This is a genomic window from Streptomyces sp. NPDC034049, from assembly GCF_055575575.1.
This window is the reverse complement of sequence record NZ_JBVISJ010000018.1, coordinates 48,647-65,459: the sequence shown is the minus strand read 5'-3', so window position 1 is coordinate 65,459 and position 16,813 is coordinate 48,647. Positions and strand designations below refer to the sequence as shown.

At 74.5% G+C, this 16,813-nt stretch carries 11 protein-coding genes and 2 pseudogenes; 6 read left to right on the top strand and 7 right to left on the bottom strand.

The genetic code is table 11. From position 1 onward, the window contains the following. Position 1: 1 nt before the first annotated feature. Positions 2–109: pseudogene (locus ACZ52C_RS36135) on the bottom strand (IclR family transcriptional regulator); the annotation flags it as partial. Between ACZ52C_RS36135 and ACZ52C_RS36130 the strand changes: the two are divergent. Together ACZ52C_RS36130 and ACZ52C_RS36125 are read left to right on the top strand one after the other, a co-directional pair. Next, positions 65–376 (top strand): annotated as a pseudogene (locus ACZ52C_RS36130) (hypothetical protein); the annotation flags it as partial. The pseudogenes ACZ52C_RS36135 and ACZ52C_RS36130 overlap by 45 nt on opposite strands. 307 nt (positions 377–683) lie before the next feature. Further along, a complete protein-coding gene (locus tag ACZ52C_RS36125; RefSeq protein WP_469078762.1) occupies positions 684–3,380 on the top strand; it encodes a winged helix-turn-helix domain-containing protein in 2,697 nt (898 codons plus the stop codon). An 8-nt stretch (positions 3,381–3,388) separates the two neighbouring features. On the opposite strand, the gene ACZ52C_RS36120 is transcribed toward ACZ52C_RS36125, so the two are convergent. The 6 genes from ACZ52C_RS36120 to ACZ52C_RS36095 all read right to left on the bottom strand — a co-directional run bounded on the left by ACZ52C_RS36120 (position 3,389) and on the right by ACZ52C_RS36095 (position 10,864). Then, positions 3,389–6,151 carry a non-ribosomal peptide synthetase gene (locus tag ACZ52C_RS36120; protein ID WP_469078761.1) on the bottom strand — a complete coding sequence of 921 codons (2,763 nt, stop codon included), beginning with the start codon at positions 6,149–6,151 and terminating at the stop codon, positions 3,389–3,391. 48 nt (positions 6,152–6,199) lie between these two features. Beyond that, a complete protein-coding gene (locus ACZ52C_RS36115) occupies positions 6,200–7,024 on the bottom strand; it encodes an SDR family oxidoreductase (RefSeq protein WP_469078760.1) in 825 nt (274 codons plus the stop codon). Positions 7,025–7,079: 55 nt separating this feature from the next. Next, on the bottom strand, positions 7,080–7,793 hold the full coding sequence (locus ACZ52C_RS36110) for a thioesterase II family protein (RefSeq protein ID WP_469078759.1): 714 nt from the start codon (positions 7,791–7,793) through the stop codon (positions 7,080–7,082). Next, positions 7,780–8,952 carry an LLM class F420-dependent oxidoreductase gene (locus ACZ52C_RS36105; protein ID WP_469078846.1) on the bottom strand — a complete coding sequence of 391 codons (1,173 nt, stop codon included), beginning with the start codon at positions 8,950–8,952 and terminating at the stop codon, positions 7,780–7,782. Before ACZ52C_RS36105 ends, ACZ52C_RS36110 begins: the two co-directional genes overlap by 14 nt. A gap of 96 nt (positions 8,953–9,048) precedes the next feature. Continuing rightward, complete coding sequence (locus ACZ52C_RS36100; protein ID WP_469078758.1) at positions 9,049–9,957, bottom strand: ABC transporter permease; 909 nt, start codon at positions 9,955–9,957, stop codon at positions 9,049–9,051. A 37-nt stretch (positions 9,958–9,994) separates the two neighbouring features. Further along, on the bottom strand, positions 9,995–10,864 hold the full coding sequence (locus ACZ52C_RS36095; RefSeq protein ID WP_469078845.1) for an ABC transporter ATP-binding protein: 870 nt from the start codon (positions 10,862–10,864) through the stop codon (positions 9,995–9,997). Between the two features lie 229 nt (positions 10,865–11,093). Here ACZ52C_RS36095 and ACZ52C_RS36090 point away from each other — a divergent pair, with 229 nt between their 5' ends. The 4 genes from ACZ52C_RS36090 (at position 11,094) to ACZ52C_RS36075 (ending at position 16,811) form a co-directional block, all read left to right on the top strand. After that, positions 11,094–12,848, top strand: a complete 1,755-nt coding sequence (locus ACZ52C_RS36090) for a fatty acyl-AMP ligase (RefSeq protein WP_469078757.1) — start codon at positions 11,094–11,096, stop codon at positions 12,846–12,848. Continuing rightward, entirely contained in the window at positions 12,845–14,575 is a 1,731-nt protein-coding gene (locus ACZ52C_RS36085; protein WP_469078756.1) for an acyl-CoA dehydrogenase family protein, read from the top strand. Before ACZ52C_RS36090 ends, ACZ52C_RS36085 begins: the two co-directional genes overlap by 4 nt. Continuing rightward, the gene (locus ACZ52C_RS36080) at positions 14,572–16,284 is read left to right on the top strand and encodes an acyl-CoA dehydrogenase (RefSeq protein ID WP_469078755.1); all 1,713 of its coding nucleotides are present in this window, start codon (positions 14,572–14,574) and stop codon (positions 16,282–16,284) included. The genes ACZ52C_RS36085 and ACZ52C_RS36080 overlap by 4 nt, the downstream gene beginning before the upstream one ends. Positions 16,285–16,523: 239 nt before the next feature. Beyond that, positions 16,524–16,811 carry an acyl carrier protein gene (locus tag ACZ52C_RS36075; protein WP_192363991.1) on the top strand — a complete coding sequence of 96 codons (288 nt, stop codon included), beginning with the start codon at positions 16,524–16,526 and terminating at the stop codon, positions 16,809–16,811. The last annotated feature ends 2 nt before the right edge of the window (positions 16,812–16,813 follow it).

The following is a 16,813-nucleotide window of genomic DNA, read 5'->3' as shown; positions in this document are numbered from 1 at the left end:
TTCAGTCGCCCTGGCGCAGGACCCGCGACAGGCCGAGGGCCGCCGTGCGGACCGCCGGGGCCGGCTGGGCGGGGCTGAAGCGGGCGCGCGGAACGGCGACCGAGAGAGGGCGGCGACCGCGTACGCCGTCCAGCAGCTGAAGGTACGGCGCGGCCAGGGGGCCGGCCGCCGTGTCGTCGGCCGCAAGGTCGGCCTGACCTCCGCCGCCGTGCAGCGCCAACTCGGCGTTAACCGGACCGACTTCGGCGCCCTCTTCGCCGACATGGCCGTGCCGGACGGCGGTGAGGTGCCCACCGGGCGGCTCCTCCAGCCCGAGGTGGAGGCCGAGGTCGCGCTCGTTCTCGGCCGAGATCTGCCGCACCGCGAGTGCGCCGTCGTCGGCGGTCGGCGGTCAGGACGAGGACGACGGCGGCGCGGTCGTCGCGGACGCGCCAGAGCGGGTCCTGGCCCCGGCGCGCCGCGCGGGCGGCCTCGGCGGCGGAGTCGGCGGCCGGATCGGGCATCGGCAGGGTGGTGAAGAACGGAAGCGGCCCGGGTGGCCGGCGGCCAGGGGCGCGCCCCGCCCGGCCGCGGCACGCCCCCGGCGGCGGCGCTCGCCCGGGCGGCGCGCGGGCATCGGGAAACGCTGGGATGCTGAACGAGGAGCGCTGCCCGAGCTCCGCCGACCGAGGGTGGTGAAAGCCATGGTGAGGTCCGGGGAGAGAGGTTCGGGGCCGGCCGTCCCCCGCGCCGATCCCCAGGGCGACCCGTTCCTGCCCACCCGGTTCGCCGTGCCGGCCCGGCCCGCCACGTTCCTGCGGCGCGAGCGTCTGGTCGGCCACCTCGACCAGGCCCTCAGGACGCCACTGACCGTGGTCAACGGGGCCGCGGGCGCCGGCAAGACCCTGCTGGTCGCCGACTGGGCGGCCCGGCGGGACCGGCCGGTCGCCTGGCTGACCGCCGAGGCCGGCGACCAGGGCCCCGGCATGTTCTGGGCGTACCTCCTCCAGGCCCTGCGCGACGCCGGTGTGCCCCTGCCGGCCGGCATCGGCTGCCCGGCCGACGCAGGCCGCGTGGACCGCACCCTGCTCACGCGGCTCGCCGCCGAACTGGGCGCCCTGGACCCGCCCGTGATCGTGGTGCTCGACGAGTACGACCGGGTGACCGCTCCAGAGATCGCGGACCAGCTGGAGTTCGTCCTGCACCACGCCGCGTCCGGCGTCCGTCTGATCCTCGTCACCCGCACCGAACCGCTGCTGCCGCTGCACCGCCACCGGACGGCGGGCGACATCACGGAGATCAGGAACGCCGAACTCGCCTTCACCCCCGAGGAGGCGGCCGTCCTGCTGGACCTGCACGGCCTGCGGCTCCCGGTACCCGTCGCGGAGGCGCTCGTGGAGCGCACCCGGGGGTGGGCGGCCGGTCTGCGGCTGTGCGCGCTGGCCGCGCGCGAGACCCCGGACCCCGAGACCTACCTCAAACGGTTCGAGGCGGAACGCACGGCGGTCGCCGACTTCCTCCTCGCGGAGGTGCTCGAACGGCAGAGCCCCGAGACCCAGGATCTCCTCCTGCGGGTCAGCGTCCTGGAACGGTTCCGCCCCGAGCTGGCCGACGCGCTCACCGGACGCGCCGACGCCGCGGCCATCCTGACCGCGCTGCACCGGGGGAACGCGTTCGTCGAGGACCTCGGGCACGCCTGGTACCGCCTGCACCCCCTCTTCGCCGAGATCCTCCGCGCCCATCTGCGGATGCGCGACCCCGGCCTGGAACCCGGGCTCCACCGCCGCGCCGCACAGTGGCTGCGCCGTTCGGGAATGCTCGCGGAGGCGCTCGGCCACGGCGCCGCCGCGGGCGACTGGGAGTTCACCGCGGGCGCACTCGTCGACGACCTCGCCCTCGGCCAGCTCTTCACCGGCCTGCGCTCCGACGACCTCACCGACCTGTTCTCCCGGATGGACCCCGCGACCACGAGCCCCGCCACGGACCTCGTACGGGCGGCCCGTGAGCTCTCCCGCTGCGAACTCGACCGGGGCCTGACCCATCTGCGGCACGCCGAACGGAGCCTGGCGGGGGAGGAGGACCGGGCGCGGGAGCGGGACGAACCGGGTCCGACGGCCGCCCGGCTCAGCTGTCTGCTGCTGGAGACGCTGGCGGCCCGGCTCACCGGCTCACCGGGCCGGGCGGAACAGGCCGCCGACACCGCCGAGCGGCTGCGCGAACAGGTCCCCGCCCACCTCCTCGACCGGCACCCCGAACTGACCGCCCTGCTCCTCGCCCATCTGGGCTCCACCCGCCTGTGGGCCGGACACCTGGAGGAGGCGCGTGCCGCCCTCTCCCTGGTCGCCGAGGGCTCCGACGGTGTGTCGACCGCGCTGCCCCGCGAGGACTCCCTCGGCCGGCTGGCCCTCATCGACTATCTGAACGGCTGGCTCGGCCGGGCGGAACGCAAGGCCATGGCGGCGCTGACCGTCTCCGAGCGGTACAGCCTGCCGCAGCCGTCCGGCTTCGGCGTCGCACGGCTCGTCCTCGCGGCCGTCGCCGTCGACCGCGGCGAGCTGCGGCTGGCCCGCGCCCACCTCGACGCGGCGGCGGACGCCCGGCCCGCGATGCGGGACCCCGTGACCGAGGCCGGCCGCGCCCTCGCCACCGCCCGACTGCTGCTGGCCCGCGGCGACACCCGGGCCGCCCTGGCGGCGGCCGAACCGGCCGTGGCCGCCGACGTCGCCTCGCCCTGGGCAGAGGGGAACACGGCCCTGGTCGCCTCCGCCGCCCATCTGGCGCGGGGCCGACCCGAGGCCGCCGCCGAACTGCTGCACGCCGTGCCGGGCCACCAGCCGGTGTGCGCGGTGGGCGAGGCCCGCGCCCGCCTGGCCGCGGGCACACCCCTCGTGGCGATCGAACTGCTGGACGGACTGCACCCGGAGAGCCCCACCGGCCCCGCGGTGACCGTACGGGCCCTGCTCGTCCGCGCCGAGGCCGCCCATGCCATGGGCGACCCGGCCGCCGTGCGCAGGCTCGTCGCCCAGGCCCTCCACGAGGCCCGGCGCGAGCGGCTGCGCCGCCCCTTCGCCGAGGCCGGCGCATGGCTCCGGCCGCTCCTCGACACCCCGCCGCTGCGGGGCCTCGCGGCCGGCTGGCTCACCCCCGGACCCGCCGGGACGCCGTCGTCCGCCGGGCCGCCCCGGCCCGAGGACCGGCCGCCCGTGGTGGAGGAGCTGAGCGGCCGCGAACGGGATGTGCTGCGGGGCCTGGACCGGATGATGTCCACCGAGGAGATCGCCGCCGATCTGTGCCTCTCCGTCAACACCGTCAAGACCCACCTCAAGAGCGTCTTCCGCAAGCTCGCGGTCAACCGCCGCAACGACGCCGTACGCCGTGCCCGCGAGCTGCGTCTGCTCTGACTCCTGGGTCAGCCGCTCGTCGAGGCGAGGTTCCTGGCGGTGTCCCGGACGGTCGGGTGGCGGTACAGCTCGCGCAGCCGCAGCGACGGCAGGCCGTGCGCGCGCAGGGCCGCGCCGATGCGGACCGCGAACAGGGAGTTGCCGCCCATCTCGAAGAAGTCGTCGTCCAGGCCGACGGGCCGGCCGAGGACCTCGCTCCAGATCTCCCGCAGCCGACCGGTGAGTTCGTCCTCCGTGTCGCCCTTGTCGTCCCCGCCGGGCCCGGTGTCCCGCACGGCCGCGACGGCGGCCACGGGCGCGGGGAGCCGTGCCGTGTCGAGCTTGCCGTTGGCCGTCAGCGGCAGCGCGTCCAGGGCCGTGACCGTGGCGGGCAGCATGTAGTCGGGCAGGACGCCCGCCGCCCGGTCGCGGACCGAGGACGGGCTGCCGCCGCTGAGGACCACATAGGCGTCGATCCCGGCGGTGGCGGCATCGGCCGGGTCGTCCCGGCGCACCACCACGGCCGCGGCCCGAACGTCCGGGTTCTCCAGCAGGACCGAGCGGATCTCGTCGAGTTCGATCCGGAAACCGCGGATCTTGACCTGGCTGTCGATGCGGCCCAGGTGTTCGAGCCGCCCGTCCGGGCGCAGCCGCCCGAGGTCCCCGCTGCGGTACATGGTCCCGCCGGTCACGGGGTCCGGCACGAAGCGCCGGGCGGTCAGCTCCTCCTGGCCCAGATAGCCGAGGGCGACACCGGCGCCGCCGACGCAGATCTCACCGGCCACACCCGGCGGCAGCAGGCGTCCCGCCTCGTCGGTCACGTACAGGTGCCAGCCGGGCAGCGCGCGTCCCACGGACCGGGTGCCGGCGAGGGCCAGCCGCCGGGTGAGGGTCTGCTGGGTGACATGGACCGTCGTCTCGGTGATGCCGAACATGTTCACCACGCGGCAGACCGACTCGGGGTGCCGGTCGAACCAGGGCAGCAGCACGCGCGCGTCGAGCGGCTCACCGCCGAACACCACCAGCCGGACCCCGACCCGGGTGTGGTCCACGTCCAGCAACTGGGCGAACGCCGACGGGGTCTGGCTCAGTACGGTGACCCGCTCGGACACCAGCAGGTCGCGGAAGCTGTCCGGTTCCCGGGAGACGAAGTACGGCACCACGACGAGCCGTCCCCCGGTCAGCAGGCAGCCCCAGATCTCCCACACCGAGAAGTCGAAGGCGCTGGAGTGGAACCAGGTCCACACGTCGTCGGACCCGAACCCGTACTCCTCGCGGGTCGCGTCGATCAGGGCGAGCACGTTCCGGTGCGGCACCTCGACGCCCTTGGGGCGGCCGGTGGAACCGGAGGTGTAGATGACATAGGCGGTGGCGTCGGGAGCCACGGCGGGCAGGGGGGTCGTGTCCCCGGCCCCGGTCGCCGCGGCGCGCAGGTCGTCCGGTGTCACGGCCGTGCAGCCCGGCACGTCCGGGAACCCGGGCAGACGGCTGATCACCACGCCCAGGCCCGCGTCCCGCGCGGTGTGGGCGATGCGGTCCGCCGGGTAGGCGGGGTCGACGGGCACATAGGCGGCGCCGGTCCTCAGCACGGCGAGCACGGCGACCACGAGCTCGGCGGTGCGTTCCAGACAGACGCCCACCCGGTCCCCGGCGGTGACGCCCCGCGCGCGCAGGCCGTGTGCCAGGACGGCGGACCGTTCGTCGAGTTCGCGATAGGTCAGGTCCGTGCCGGCGTCGGTCACCGCGACGCGGTCGGGCGTCGCCGCCGCGATCCGCGCGAGCGCCTCGGGCACGGCGATCGGCGTGGTGACCGAAGGGGTGGACGGAGCGGTGAACGGCGCGGCGGCCGGGGGGTGAGGCGGTCGGCCGAGCGCCGCGACCCGGTCGCGGTCGGCGTCGTCCAGCAGGTCGAAATCGCCGGCTCCGGTCCCCGGCGCGTCCCGGAGACGCCGGTGCACGCGTACGAGGTGCCGGGTGAACTGCGTGGCCATGTCCATGGAGACGTGCGTGCCGAGATGGTCGCAGCGGAGCCGCCAGCCGTCGGCGTCCCGGAAGACCGACAGGGTGAGCGGGAACGGCGGTGCCAGACAGGGCACGTACGCGCCGGGCACCTCCACCTCGTCGAAGAGCAGACCGACGAGGGCGGGTCCGGGCGCGGGGGACGGCTTCAGCTCACCGAGCGTGGACGCGTCCTCCACGGTGAAGGTGCCGTGGTCCGTGCCGACGACGGGCGTGCTCTCGGGGTCGTAGCGCCGCAGGGTCACGGCGAGCGCGGCGAGCCAGCTCGCCTCGTCGCCCCCGTCGCCCCCGTTGCCCAGGGCGAAGTGGTGGGGGGTGGTGGGGCCGCCGTCCGCCAGTCCCCAGGCGGGCACGGGAGCGGTCGCCCGCGTGGTCGTCGGTGCGGGTGCGGGTGCGGGTGCGGGTGCGGGTGTGGTGGCGGGGACGGGGACGGGGACGGGTGTGGTGGCGGGGACGGTGGGCGCGGTGCGGGCGGTTCGCGGTTCGGCCGGGTCGCCGGCCGCCAGTCGGGCGAGGGCCGTGCGGTCCCAGGCGTCGCGCGGGGCCACGGCGATCAGATCGCAGGGGCCGTCGGCGTAGCGCAGCAGGACCCTGCGCGGCGCGTCGGCCGGGCGGGCGAGTTCGGCCTGCCGGAGGCGCTCGGCGAGCGGGTCGGCCGCCGGCACGGGCACGTCCTCGATCCACACCCCGGGCAGTGCCGCGAGGTCGGGGGAGCGGTCCGAGCGGACGCGCACCGCGTGGCAGCGGGCCGCGGAGGGGAGGGAGCCTGACACGGGTGGGTACTCCTTGTCGTTCGGGGAGGGCGGACGGCGTGCGGGCGGTCAGCGGGCGCTGAAGCCGCCGTCCACGGTCAGGACGGAGCCGGTGATCTGCCGGGACTCGTCCGAGGCGAGGAACAGCACCGCCGAGGCGACGTCCTCGGGCTCGATCAGCGCGTTCATCGGCTGTGCCTCGACGAAGGTCTTCTCGTGCTCGTCCACCGGCACGGCGAGCGCCCTCGCGATCTCGCCGAGCATGCGGCCCTCGGCGTTCGCGTCGTCGCGGACCGACCCCGGGCAGACCGCGTTCACCCGTACCTTCGACGGCGCGTAGTCGAGCGCCGCGGCCTTGGTGAGCCCGACGACGGCGTGCTTGGCGGCGACGTACCCGGCGAAGTGCCGGTAGCCGACGAGCCCGGCCGTGGAGGCGACGTTGACGATGCTGCCGGCCCGGCGGGCGCTCATCGCCTTGCCGACCTCGCGGATCACCCGCCAGGCTCCGGAGAGGTCCACGTCGATCATCAGGGACCATTCCTCCTCGTCGATCTCGTGCACCGGCTTGCCCGAGGGCGCCGCGATGCCCGCGTTGTTGACGACGACGTCGATCCGCCCGAAGCGGTCCTCGGCCCGGGTCACCGCCTCCCGCACGGCCCGCAGGTCACGGATGTCGGTCTCGGCGGTGAGGACGGCGGCGCCCGCCTCCCGGCACAGCGCGGCGGTGTGCTCCAACTGCCCCGGTGTGCCCAGGGGATAGGGCACACCGGGCAGATCGGCGCAGATGTCCAGCAGGGTGAGGTCGGCACCCTCGGCGGCACAGGCGAGGGCGGTCGCCCTGCCGAGTCCGCGGGCGGCGCCGGTGACGAGGACGGACTTGCCGTGCAGACGCATCGGGAACTCCTAGAGCGATCAGGCTTATCGGGCGGGGGAGGAGGACGCGTGGCGGTTACAGCACCGTCGAGACGATCAGCCGGACCAGCGCGGGAGCGGCGTCGGTGAGGTACATGTGGCCCCCGGGGACCTCGACGTGCTCGAAGTCGCGGCCGGCGACCTTGCTCCAGGACTCGGCGTCGTCGTAGCCGACCAGGTCGTCGTCCTCGCCCCGGACGACCGTGAGGGGCGCCTGTAGCGGAAGGGCGGTGGAGGGCGTGTAGTTCTCGTGCATCTCGACGTCCGCGCGCAGCGCGGGCAGGATCATCTCGCGCATCTCCGGGTCGTCCAGCGCGGGATGGTGGTAGCCGGCGAAGTCGCCGACCTGGGCGAGGAACTCCTCGTCGGACAGGCCGGTGGCCCGCCGCTCGCGTCCTCGGGCCGGTTCCGGCGAGCCGCTGACGAAGACGTGGAGCAGCTCGACACCCGGCTCGTCGACGAGCCGGTGGGCCAGTTCGTAGGCGAGCACGGCGCCGAGGCTGTGCCCGAAGACGGCGACCCGGTGTCCACCGCCGTCGCCGAGCTGTTCCCTCAGCTGGGCCAGGAGCCCGTCGACGGCCCGGTGCGCGTCCCGGTGGGGCTCCTCGTCGATCAGCCGCTCACGGCCGGGCAGTTGCAGGGGCACGATCTCCAGCGCGTCCCCGGCGAGGGCCTTCCAGGGGCGGTAGAACGAGGCGCCCGCCCCGGCGTACGGCAGGCAGATCAGCTTGGTCGTGTCATGCGTGGTCATGGGTGCGGGTCTCTCCTTGTGCGGCCTGTGAGGCCTGTGCGTCGTGTATGTCGTGTGCGTCGTGCGGGCGGGGCGGGCGGCGGCCGTCGGGGACGCGGGCGGCCGTGGACAGGCCGGCGAGTTCCACCGCCTCGACGGCCACGCGCAGCGCGTCGGCGGCGCGGTCGGGGCCGGGGAGCCCCGGGCCCACCGGCATCAGGTTGAGGGTGGTGGCGCCGGCCTCGGCGAACGCCGTCATGCGCTCGGCGATGCGCTCCCGGGGCCCGAGCAGTGAGGTGGCGTCGAGGAATTCGAGCGGTACGGCGGCCATGGCGCCGGGGTAGTCGCCCGCCAGGAACCTCTCCTGAACGGCACGCGCCCCGTCGCCGAAGCCCATGCGCTCGGCCAGCTGGGTGTAGTGGTTGTCCTCCCGGCCGCCCATGCCGCCGAGGTACAGCGCGGCGTACCCCCGTACCCGGCGGGCGCAGGTCCGCCAGTCGGGGCCGGTCACCAGGGGGACTCCGGGGGCGATGTCGAACCCGTCGAGGGTGCGCCCCGACTTCGCGAGGCCCGCCGTCAGGGGACGCAGCTGCTGGGCGGCGTGCTCGGGGGAGAAGAACACCGGGAGCCAGCCGTCGGCGATCTCCCCGGTCAGCTCCAGGTTCCTCGGGCCCAGAGCGGCGAGGTAGACCGGTATCCGCTCGCGCGGCGGCCGGATGGTCAGGGCGAGCGCCTTGCCGGGGCCGTCCGGCAGCGGCAGCGTGAAGTGGCGGCCCGCGTGGGCGAGGGGCTCCCGGCGCAGAGCCCGGCGCACGAGGTCGACGTACTCCCGCGTACGTCCCAGCGGCGAGGCGAACCTGACGCCGTGCCAGCCCTCCGAGACCTGGGGGCCGGACACGCCGAGCCCGAGTCTGAGCCGTCCGCCGGAGAGGGTGTCGAGGGTGGCGGCGGTCATCGCCGTCATCGCGGGCGAGCGGGCGGGGATCTGCAGGACCGCGCTGCCGACGTCGATGCGGGAGGTGCGGGCGGCGATCCAGGACATCACGGTGACGGCGTCGGAGCCGTAGGCCTCCGAGACCCACACCGCGGAGAGGCCGAGGTCCTCGGCCAGGGAGGCGAGGGAGAGGTTGGAGGCGTCGTTGCCGCCGACCCAGTAGCCGAGATTGAGGCCGAGGCGCAGGGCGGGTACGGGCATGGGGGACTCCTGTGGGGGCGTGCGGGTCGCGCGGTCGCGGTGGTCACCGGTGTCGGGCGTGGTCACCACTGCCGGGCGCGGTCAGCGGCTCGTGCGGGTGCGGTAGCGCCAGGTCGACAGGGCGACGAAGAGGGCGATGATCAGCACCGAACAGCCCGCGGTGTGGAGCACGGGGTGCTGGGCGGGCCAGTCGTGCTGGACGCGGAAGCCCGGCGGGGGCGTGTTGCCGAACAGCCGGCGCAGGGCGTTGGCGAGCGAGGTGATCGGGTTCCAGGCGGCCACGGTGGACAGCGGCCCGGGCAGCGTCGTGCCGGAGACGAACCCGGAGGAGACGAACGTCGCCGGGAACAGCCAGATCAGCCCGAGGCTGCCGGCCACCTGGGCGTTCGGCGCGACGAGGGCGACGAACACACCGACCCACGACATCGCGAAGGAGAACAGCAGCACCAGCAGGACCCCGGCGGCGACCTCCACGGGCCCGGTGTGCGCGCGCCAGCCCATCAGCAGGCCGCAGCCGGCGGTGACGGCGACGCTCGCCAGGCAGGTGACGAGGTCGGAGACGGTGCGGCCCAGCAGCAGGGCCACCCGGGAGATCGGCAGGGCGCGGAAGCGGTCGACCATCCCCTGCTCCAGGTCCCTGGAGAGCCCGACGGTGGTGAAGGTCGTGGTGAAGGCCACCGTCTGCGCGATCAGACCGCCCATCATGTAGGAGCGGTACGCCGGTCCGCCGAGGCTGTTGCCGAAGACGTAGCCGATGAGCAGGGCGTACACGACGGGCTCGACGAGGCAGGAGATGAGCAGGCTCGGGGTGCGCCGCAGGTGCAGCAGGTTGCGCAGCGCGAGGTCGGCGCTCTCCGCGACGACGCGGAGCACGGGGTTCCTGCGGGCGGCGGTCGGGCCGGGGGTCGGGCCCGCGGCGGCCGGGACCGGGGCGGGGCCCGGCCGGTGCGGGGGCATGGCGGTGCGGGGCACGCGGGCGGGGGCGCTCATCGAAGGGCCTTCCGTCGGGCGTGGCCGGGGGCGCTCATCAGGCGGCCTTCCGTCGCGCGTGGCCGGTCAGGCCGAGGAACACGTCGTCGAGGGTGCAGCGGCTGAGGCCGATCTCCAACACCTCGACGTCCTCGCTCTCCAACGCGGCGAGGGCGCGGCCGAGTGCGGCCCGGCCGTCGCCGGCGGCCGCCTCCACCCGCCGGGCGCGGCGGTCCACCGTCGGGGTCGTGCCGGTCGCCAGGGCGGCGGCACGGGCGGCGGCGTCCAGCTGGTGGTCCTCGGCGACGCACACGACGAGCCGGTTGCCGGCGGCCGCCTTCAGCTGGTCGCTGGTGCCCTCGGCGACCACCTGCCCCCGGTCGATCACGGTGATCCGGTCGGCGAGCCGGTCCGCCTCCTCCAGGTACTGGGTCGTCAGCAGGATCGTGGTGCCGCCCGCGGCGAGTTCGCCGACCGCCTCCCAGGTGTCCAGCCGGCTCTCGGGATCGAGACCGGTGGTGGGCTCGTCCAGGACGACCAGGGGCGGGGAGCCGACGAGGGCGGCGGCCAGATCGAGCCGCCGGCGCATGCCGCCCGAGTAGGTGCCCGCCGGGCGCCCGGCCACGCCGATGAGCCGGAAGCGGGACAGCAGATCGTCGGCGACGCGACGGGCCGTACGGCGTCCCACACCGCTCAGTTTCGCGATCAGATAAAGATTCTCGAATCCGGTCAAGAGCCCGTCGACCGTCGAATACTGACCGGCCATACCGATGGTGGAGCGCACTTTTTCCGGTTGTTCGGACACGCTCCAGCCATTGACGACAACCCGTCCGGAATCGGGCCTGAGAAGCGTCGTGAGAATCTTGACCAGGGTGGTTTTACCGGCCCCGTTGGGACCCAGCAGCCCCCTGACCTCGCCGCTTCTCACCTCCAGTTGGACACCTCGTAACGCATGGTTCGCCCGGTATTTCTTGTGGAGGTCATCGACGATGACGGCCGACGCGGTTGACGTATGCACGGAACGTTTCTACGCCTGCGTCCGGCCTCGGTCGATCATGGAAGAGTCAAGGTTTCTTGCCGGTTCGATGGACTTGCTTTAGTGCTGCTTGAACCTTTGAGGGGTTGTTCGAGAACCAAGATCACGTACGGTTCGTGTCGTGCAAGAATTACTCACGATGCTGAGGGAGCGGGCCGCGCGTAATCCGCAGCAGCCTGCCGTGACATTGGTTTCCGGATTCACCGACATCAGCGGCACGGTGCGCAACCGCGCGGAACTCGATCTGCATTCCCGGCGGACAGGGTCCTGGCTCCGGGAAAGATTCTCCCCGGGTGATCGGGTACTTCTTCTCTACTCGCCGGGAATCGAGTTCACCACGGCTTTCTCCGCCTGTGTGTACGCCGGAATGATCGCCGTGCCGGCCCCGCTGCCGGGCCGCTACCGGCACGAACGCCGCCGGCTCGCCGCCATCGCCCGGGACGCGGGCGTGCGGGTCGTCCTCACCCAGAGCGGTGATCTGGCGGACGTCGAGAAGTGGGTCGCCGAGGAGGGCATCGTCGGCGCCGTCTGCCACACCACCGACACCGGCGAGGGCGACCCGGAGGCCTGGACCGCCCCCGAGGTGTCGCCCGACACCCTCGCCCTGCTGCAGTACACCTCGGGATCGACCGGCGACCCCAAGGGGGTCATGGTCACCCACGGCAACCTCGTCGCCAACGTCGAGCGGATGGTGGCGACCTTCCGCAACGACGGCGACACCGTCTACGGCGGCTGGATACCCCTCTACCACGACATGGGCCTCATCGGCCTGATGCTGCCCGGCCTCCTGTCCGGCAGCGGCTACGTGCAGATGGACCCCATGTCGTTCCTGCGCCGGCCGTACCACTGGCTGCGGATGCTGGACGCCTGCGACGTGGGCTTCACCGCCGCGCCCGACTTCGGCTACGAACTGTGCGTCCGCCGCGTCACCGACGAGCAGCTCGCCACGCTCGACCTCTCCCGCGTCAAGCTCGCCGACGGCTCCGAACCGGTCCGCGCCGACGTCGTCACCGCCTTCACCGAGCGGTTCGCCGCCGCCGGCCTGCGCCCCGAGGCGCTCATCCCCGTCTACGGCCTGGCCGAGGCGACCCTGATGGCGTCCGGCACCACCGGACGGCCGCCGCTGCGGACCGCCGTCGACGCGGCGGCACTCGAGAACCAGGAGCTCCGCCCGGCCACCGGCACGGAACCCTCCCGGGTGCTCGTCGGCTGCGGGGAGCCGTCCGGGTCCGACGTGCTGATCGTCGACCCCGGCACCGGTCGGGCCCTGCCCGAGGGCAGCGTCGGCGAGATCTGGCTCAGCGGCCCCTGCGTCACCGCGGGCTACTGGGAGAACGAGCACGTCACCGAGGCCACGTTCCGGGCCCGCACCGACGACGGCCGCGGACCGTTCCTGCGCACCGGCGACCTCGGGGGCCTGCTCGACGACGACCTCTACATCACCGGCCGCAGCAAGGACGTCCTCGTCCTGCACGGACGCAATCTCCACCCCTCCGACATCGAGTACGAACTCCGCTCCCAGCACGAGGAGTTGGAGGGGCTGCACGGCTCCGTCTTCATGGTCGGCGACGGTGACGGCGCGGACATCGCCCCCGCGGTCGTCGCCGTCCACGAGATCCGCGCCCACTGGGGGGCGGAGCGGCTCGGCCAGATCGCCGTCGACATGAAGCAGACCGTGGCCCGGGAGTTCGGCGTACCCGTCGCGGCGGTCGCCCTGGTCCGGCCCGGCGGCGTGAGGCGCACCACGAGCGGCAAGGTGCAGCGCGCCGCGATGCGCGCCCTGTACCTCGCCGGGGAACTGGACACCCTCCACCTCGGCGAGGACCCGCTGCTCACGGCGGCCCTGGCCGAACACCGGCGGGTGAGCGGGCGATGACCACCACGGCCGACCTGGAGTCGCTGCTCACCGCCCACGAGGACGACGTCTTCTCGCCCGAGACGCTCGCCGGGCTCGACGAACGGGAGGAGTTCCCCGACGAGGCCGTCCGCGTCCTCGACGACGCCGGGCTGCCCGCCCACTACGTGCTGCCCGAGGACGGTGACTTCGCCGAGACGGTACGGCTGCTGCGCGCGGTCGCACGCCGCGATCTGACCGTCGCCATCGCGCACGGCAAGACGTTCCTCGGCGCGGCACCGGTGTGGGTGGCCGGCACCCCGGCACAGGCCACCCGCCTCGCCGCGCACGTCCGCGCCGGCGAACCGGTCTGCTGGGGCCTGACCGAACGCGACCACGGCGCCGACCTGCTCGCGGGCGAACTGACGGCGACGCCGGACGAGACCGGGGACGGGCCCGGTGGCGCAGAGACCGGCCCCGGCGGCGTCGGACCCACGACCGGTGCGCCCGCCGGCTGGCGGCTCACCGGGGAGAAGTGGCTCATCAACAACGCCACCCGCGCCGGCCTCGCCTGTGTCCTCGCCCGCACCGACCCGGCGGGCGGCGCGCGCGGCTTCAGCCTCTTCCTGGTGGACCGGCGCGGGCTGCCCGACGGGACCTGGCGCAGCCTCCCGAAGGTCCGCACGCACGGCATCCGCGGCGCGGACATCAGCGGCTTCGCCCTGGACCGCGCCCCCGTCCCCGCCGACGCACTCGTCGGGGAGGAGGGCGACGGCATCCCCGTGGTCCTCAAGACGCTCCAGCTCACCCGCGTCGCCTGCGCCGCGCTCTCCCTCGGCGCCGCCGACCACGCCCTCGGCCTGGCCCGGGACTTCGCGGCCGGCCGCGAACTGTACGGCCGCCGCCTCGCCGACGTCCCGCACGTCCGCCGCATCCTCGGCCGCGCGGCCGCGGCAGCGCTCACCGCCGAGGCGGTCGGCCTGCTCTCCGCCCGCTCGGTGCACACCCTGCCCGGGGAACTGAGCGCGATCTCCGCGATCACCAAGGCCTACGTCCCGACACTCACCCAGGAGACCCTCGGCTCGCTCGGTGAACTGCTCGGCGTACGCGGCTTCCTCACCTCACCCCCGGGCGGCGGCTTCGCCAAGCTGGAGCGCGACCATCGCATCTGCGCCGTCTTCGACGGCAGCACGGCCGTCAACCGCGCCGCCCTCCTCAACCAACTGCCGCGCCTGACACGCCAGTTGAGCCGTCGCAGGACCGACGGCGAGGGACTGCGCTCGGCCGCCGACCTCACCGCCCCGCTGCCCCCCTTCGACCCGGCCCGGCTGACCCTGCTGTCCGTGACCGGTTGCAGCGCCGTACAGGCCCTGCCCGACCTGGCGGCCCGCGCACGGACCCGGACGACCGCCCGGACCGGCCCGCTCATCGATCGGCTGCTGGTCGAACTGGCCCGCCTGGAAGCGGAGTCGGCGGACTTCCTACCGGTGGCGGGCGGCCTCCCCAGCACGGCGTTCCGCCTCGCCGAGGCATACGAACGCGCCTACGCCGCGGCAGCCTGCCTGCTGCTGTGGCTGGAGAACCCGCCCCTGCGCACCGGCCGGCTCGGCGCCGACGACCTGTGGCTGCGGGCCTGCCTGACCACCCTGCTGGGCGAGAACGGCGGCGAGGACGGGGGCGAGAACGGCGGCGACGTCCTCGACGCCCTCGCCGAGGTCGTCCTCCAGAGCCCCGCACCGGAGTTCACCCTGTCGGGAGGTGCCGCATGACCACCGTCACGGGCCTCGCCCCCAAGCGCGCCGACGAACTGGAGCACCTGCTCGGCCGTCTCGCCGACCCGGCCAACCCGACCGGCGCGAGTGCCATCCTCGCCGCCGACGAACGCGCCGAGACGCTCACCGCCGGGGAGGCGCTGCTGCACTCCTACGGGCTGAACGCCGAGTTCGTCCCGCCCGAGCTGGGCGGCCGCCTGGACCGGGCCGACCACCTCGCCGAGGTGATGCGCTCGCTCTACCGCCGCGACCCCGCGCTCGGCCTCGGCTACGGCGCCAGCTCGCTCATCGCCGGCGTCACCCTGTGGACCGCCGGCGACGAACGCCAGCGCGGGCACGCCGCCCGGCTGCTCCTGGACGGCCGGCGCATCGCCATCGCCTTCCACGAACTGGCGCACGGCAACGACATGGCGGGCACGGAGTTCACCGCGACCGCCGGGGCCGACGGCTCGCTGCGGCTGAGCGGCCGCAAGGAGGTCGTCACCAACATCCGGCGGGCCGACGCCCTGGTCGTCCTCGCCCGCACCGACCCCCGGCCCGGCCCGCGCAGCCACAGCCTGGTCCTCGTCGACCGGGCGGACGCCGACCCGGCACGCCTGACCGACCTGCCGCGCTTCGGCACCGTCGGCATGCGCGGGGTCCAGCTCGGCGGCCTGGTCTTCGACGAACTGCCCGTGCCCTCCTCCGCGATCCTCGGCCCGGTCGGCTCCGGCCTCGAAACCGCGCTGAAGGCCCTGCAGATCACCCGCACGGTCCTGCCCACGATGGCCACCGGCATCCTCGACACCGGACTGCGCATCGCCGTGGACCACCTGACGGGGCGCCGGCTGTACGGCGGAGCCGCCACCGACATCCCGCACGTCCGCTCGGAGCTGGCCGCCGTCTTCGCCGACCTGCTGCGCGCCGAGGCGTTCGGCGCGGTCGGTGCCCGCGCCCTGCACCTGGTGCCCGGCGCGGCGAGCGGGTACGCCTCGGCGGTCAAGTTCGAGGTGTCCCGACTGCTCCTCGGGGCCATGGACCGGCTCGCGGCACTCCTCGGCGCCCACTTCTACCTGCGCGAGGGGCCGACCGCGCTCTTCCAGAAGCTGCTGCGCGACCTCGCCCCCGTCGGTTTCGGGCACATCGCGCGCGCCGCCTGCCAGATGAGCCTGCTGCCCCAGCTCCCGCTGCTGGCCCGCCGCACCTGGGCGGGCCCCGGCACCGAGCCGCCCGGCGACCTGTTCACGCTCGCGGAGGCGCTGCCGCCCCTGCGCCACGACCGGCTGGCCCTGCACGCCGGGGGCCGCGACCCCGTGACCGGGTCGCTGCACGCCCTGGCCGACGCGCCCTGGGCGGCCGAGCACGCGGACCTGCGTACGGCCGTCGCTGCCGACCGCGCCGACCTGGCGGAACTGGCCGCCGTGTGCGGGTCGTTGTCGCCGGTGGACCTCGGCGTCGACGCCCGCCCCGAGCACTACGACCTGGTCACCCGGTATGTGCGCCTGCTGTCCCGGACCGCCTGCGTCCAGGTCTGGCGGCACGCCCCGCCGGGCGGTTTCCTGGCCGACCCCGCCTGGCTGCGCGCGGCCCTGCACCGCTCGGCCCCCGGCCCGTACGGACCCGGCCCCCTGCCCGCCCCGGTCGAGGCCACGCTCTTCGCCGAGCTCCTGGACCGCCGGGACAGCGGCCGCTCCTTCGGCCTGACGGGCAGACCACTCGCCGTCTGACGCCCGCCGACTGCCCGCCGGCCGCCTGCCGGGCTCCCTCCGACGCGAGTCCGACGAAGGGGCCGTATGCCGCTGGTGTCCGGGCCCGCCGAGACCGTATGCCGTCCACCGGTCGTCCGCCCGTGACGGGAGGCGTCGCGGCGCCCCGTGACGCGGTCCGTCGTCGCGCCCGGCTGCTCGCCGCCGTGCGCTCCTGCCTTCGTTCCTCCTCACCCACCGTTGAGAAAGAGACCCCCCTCATGACCGCTGGCAACCGAGACGTGCACACCTGGCTGACCGCGCGTGTGGCGACCTATCTGCGCCGTTCGCCGGAGGACATCGACACGTCCGTACCGCTGGCCGACTACGGCCTGGACTCCCTTACGGCGCTGGCCATCACCGCCGACATCGAGGACGAGTTCGAGGTCACCGTCGACGACGCGCTGACCTGGGACCACCCCACGGTCGACGCGCTGAGCGCGGCCCTGTCCGAACTGGTGGGCGGGCAGCCGGCAGCGGCGGCGGGCACGAGCGAGAAGCAGGCCTGACG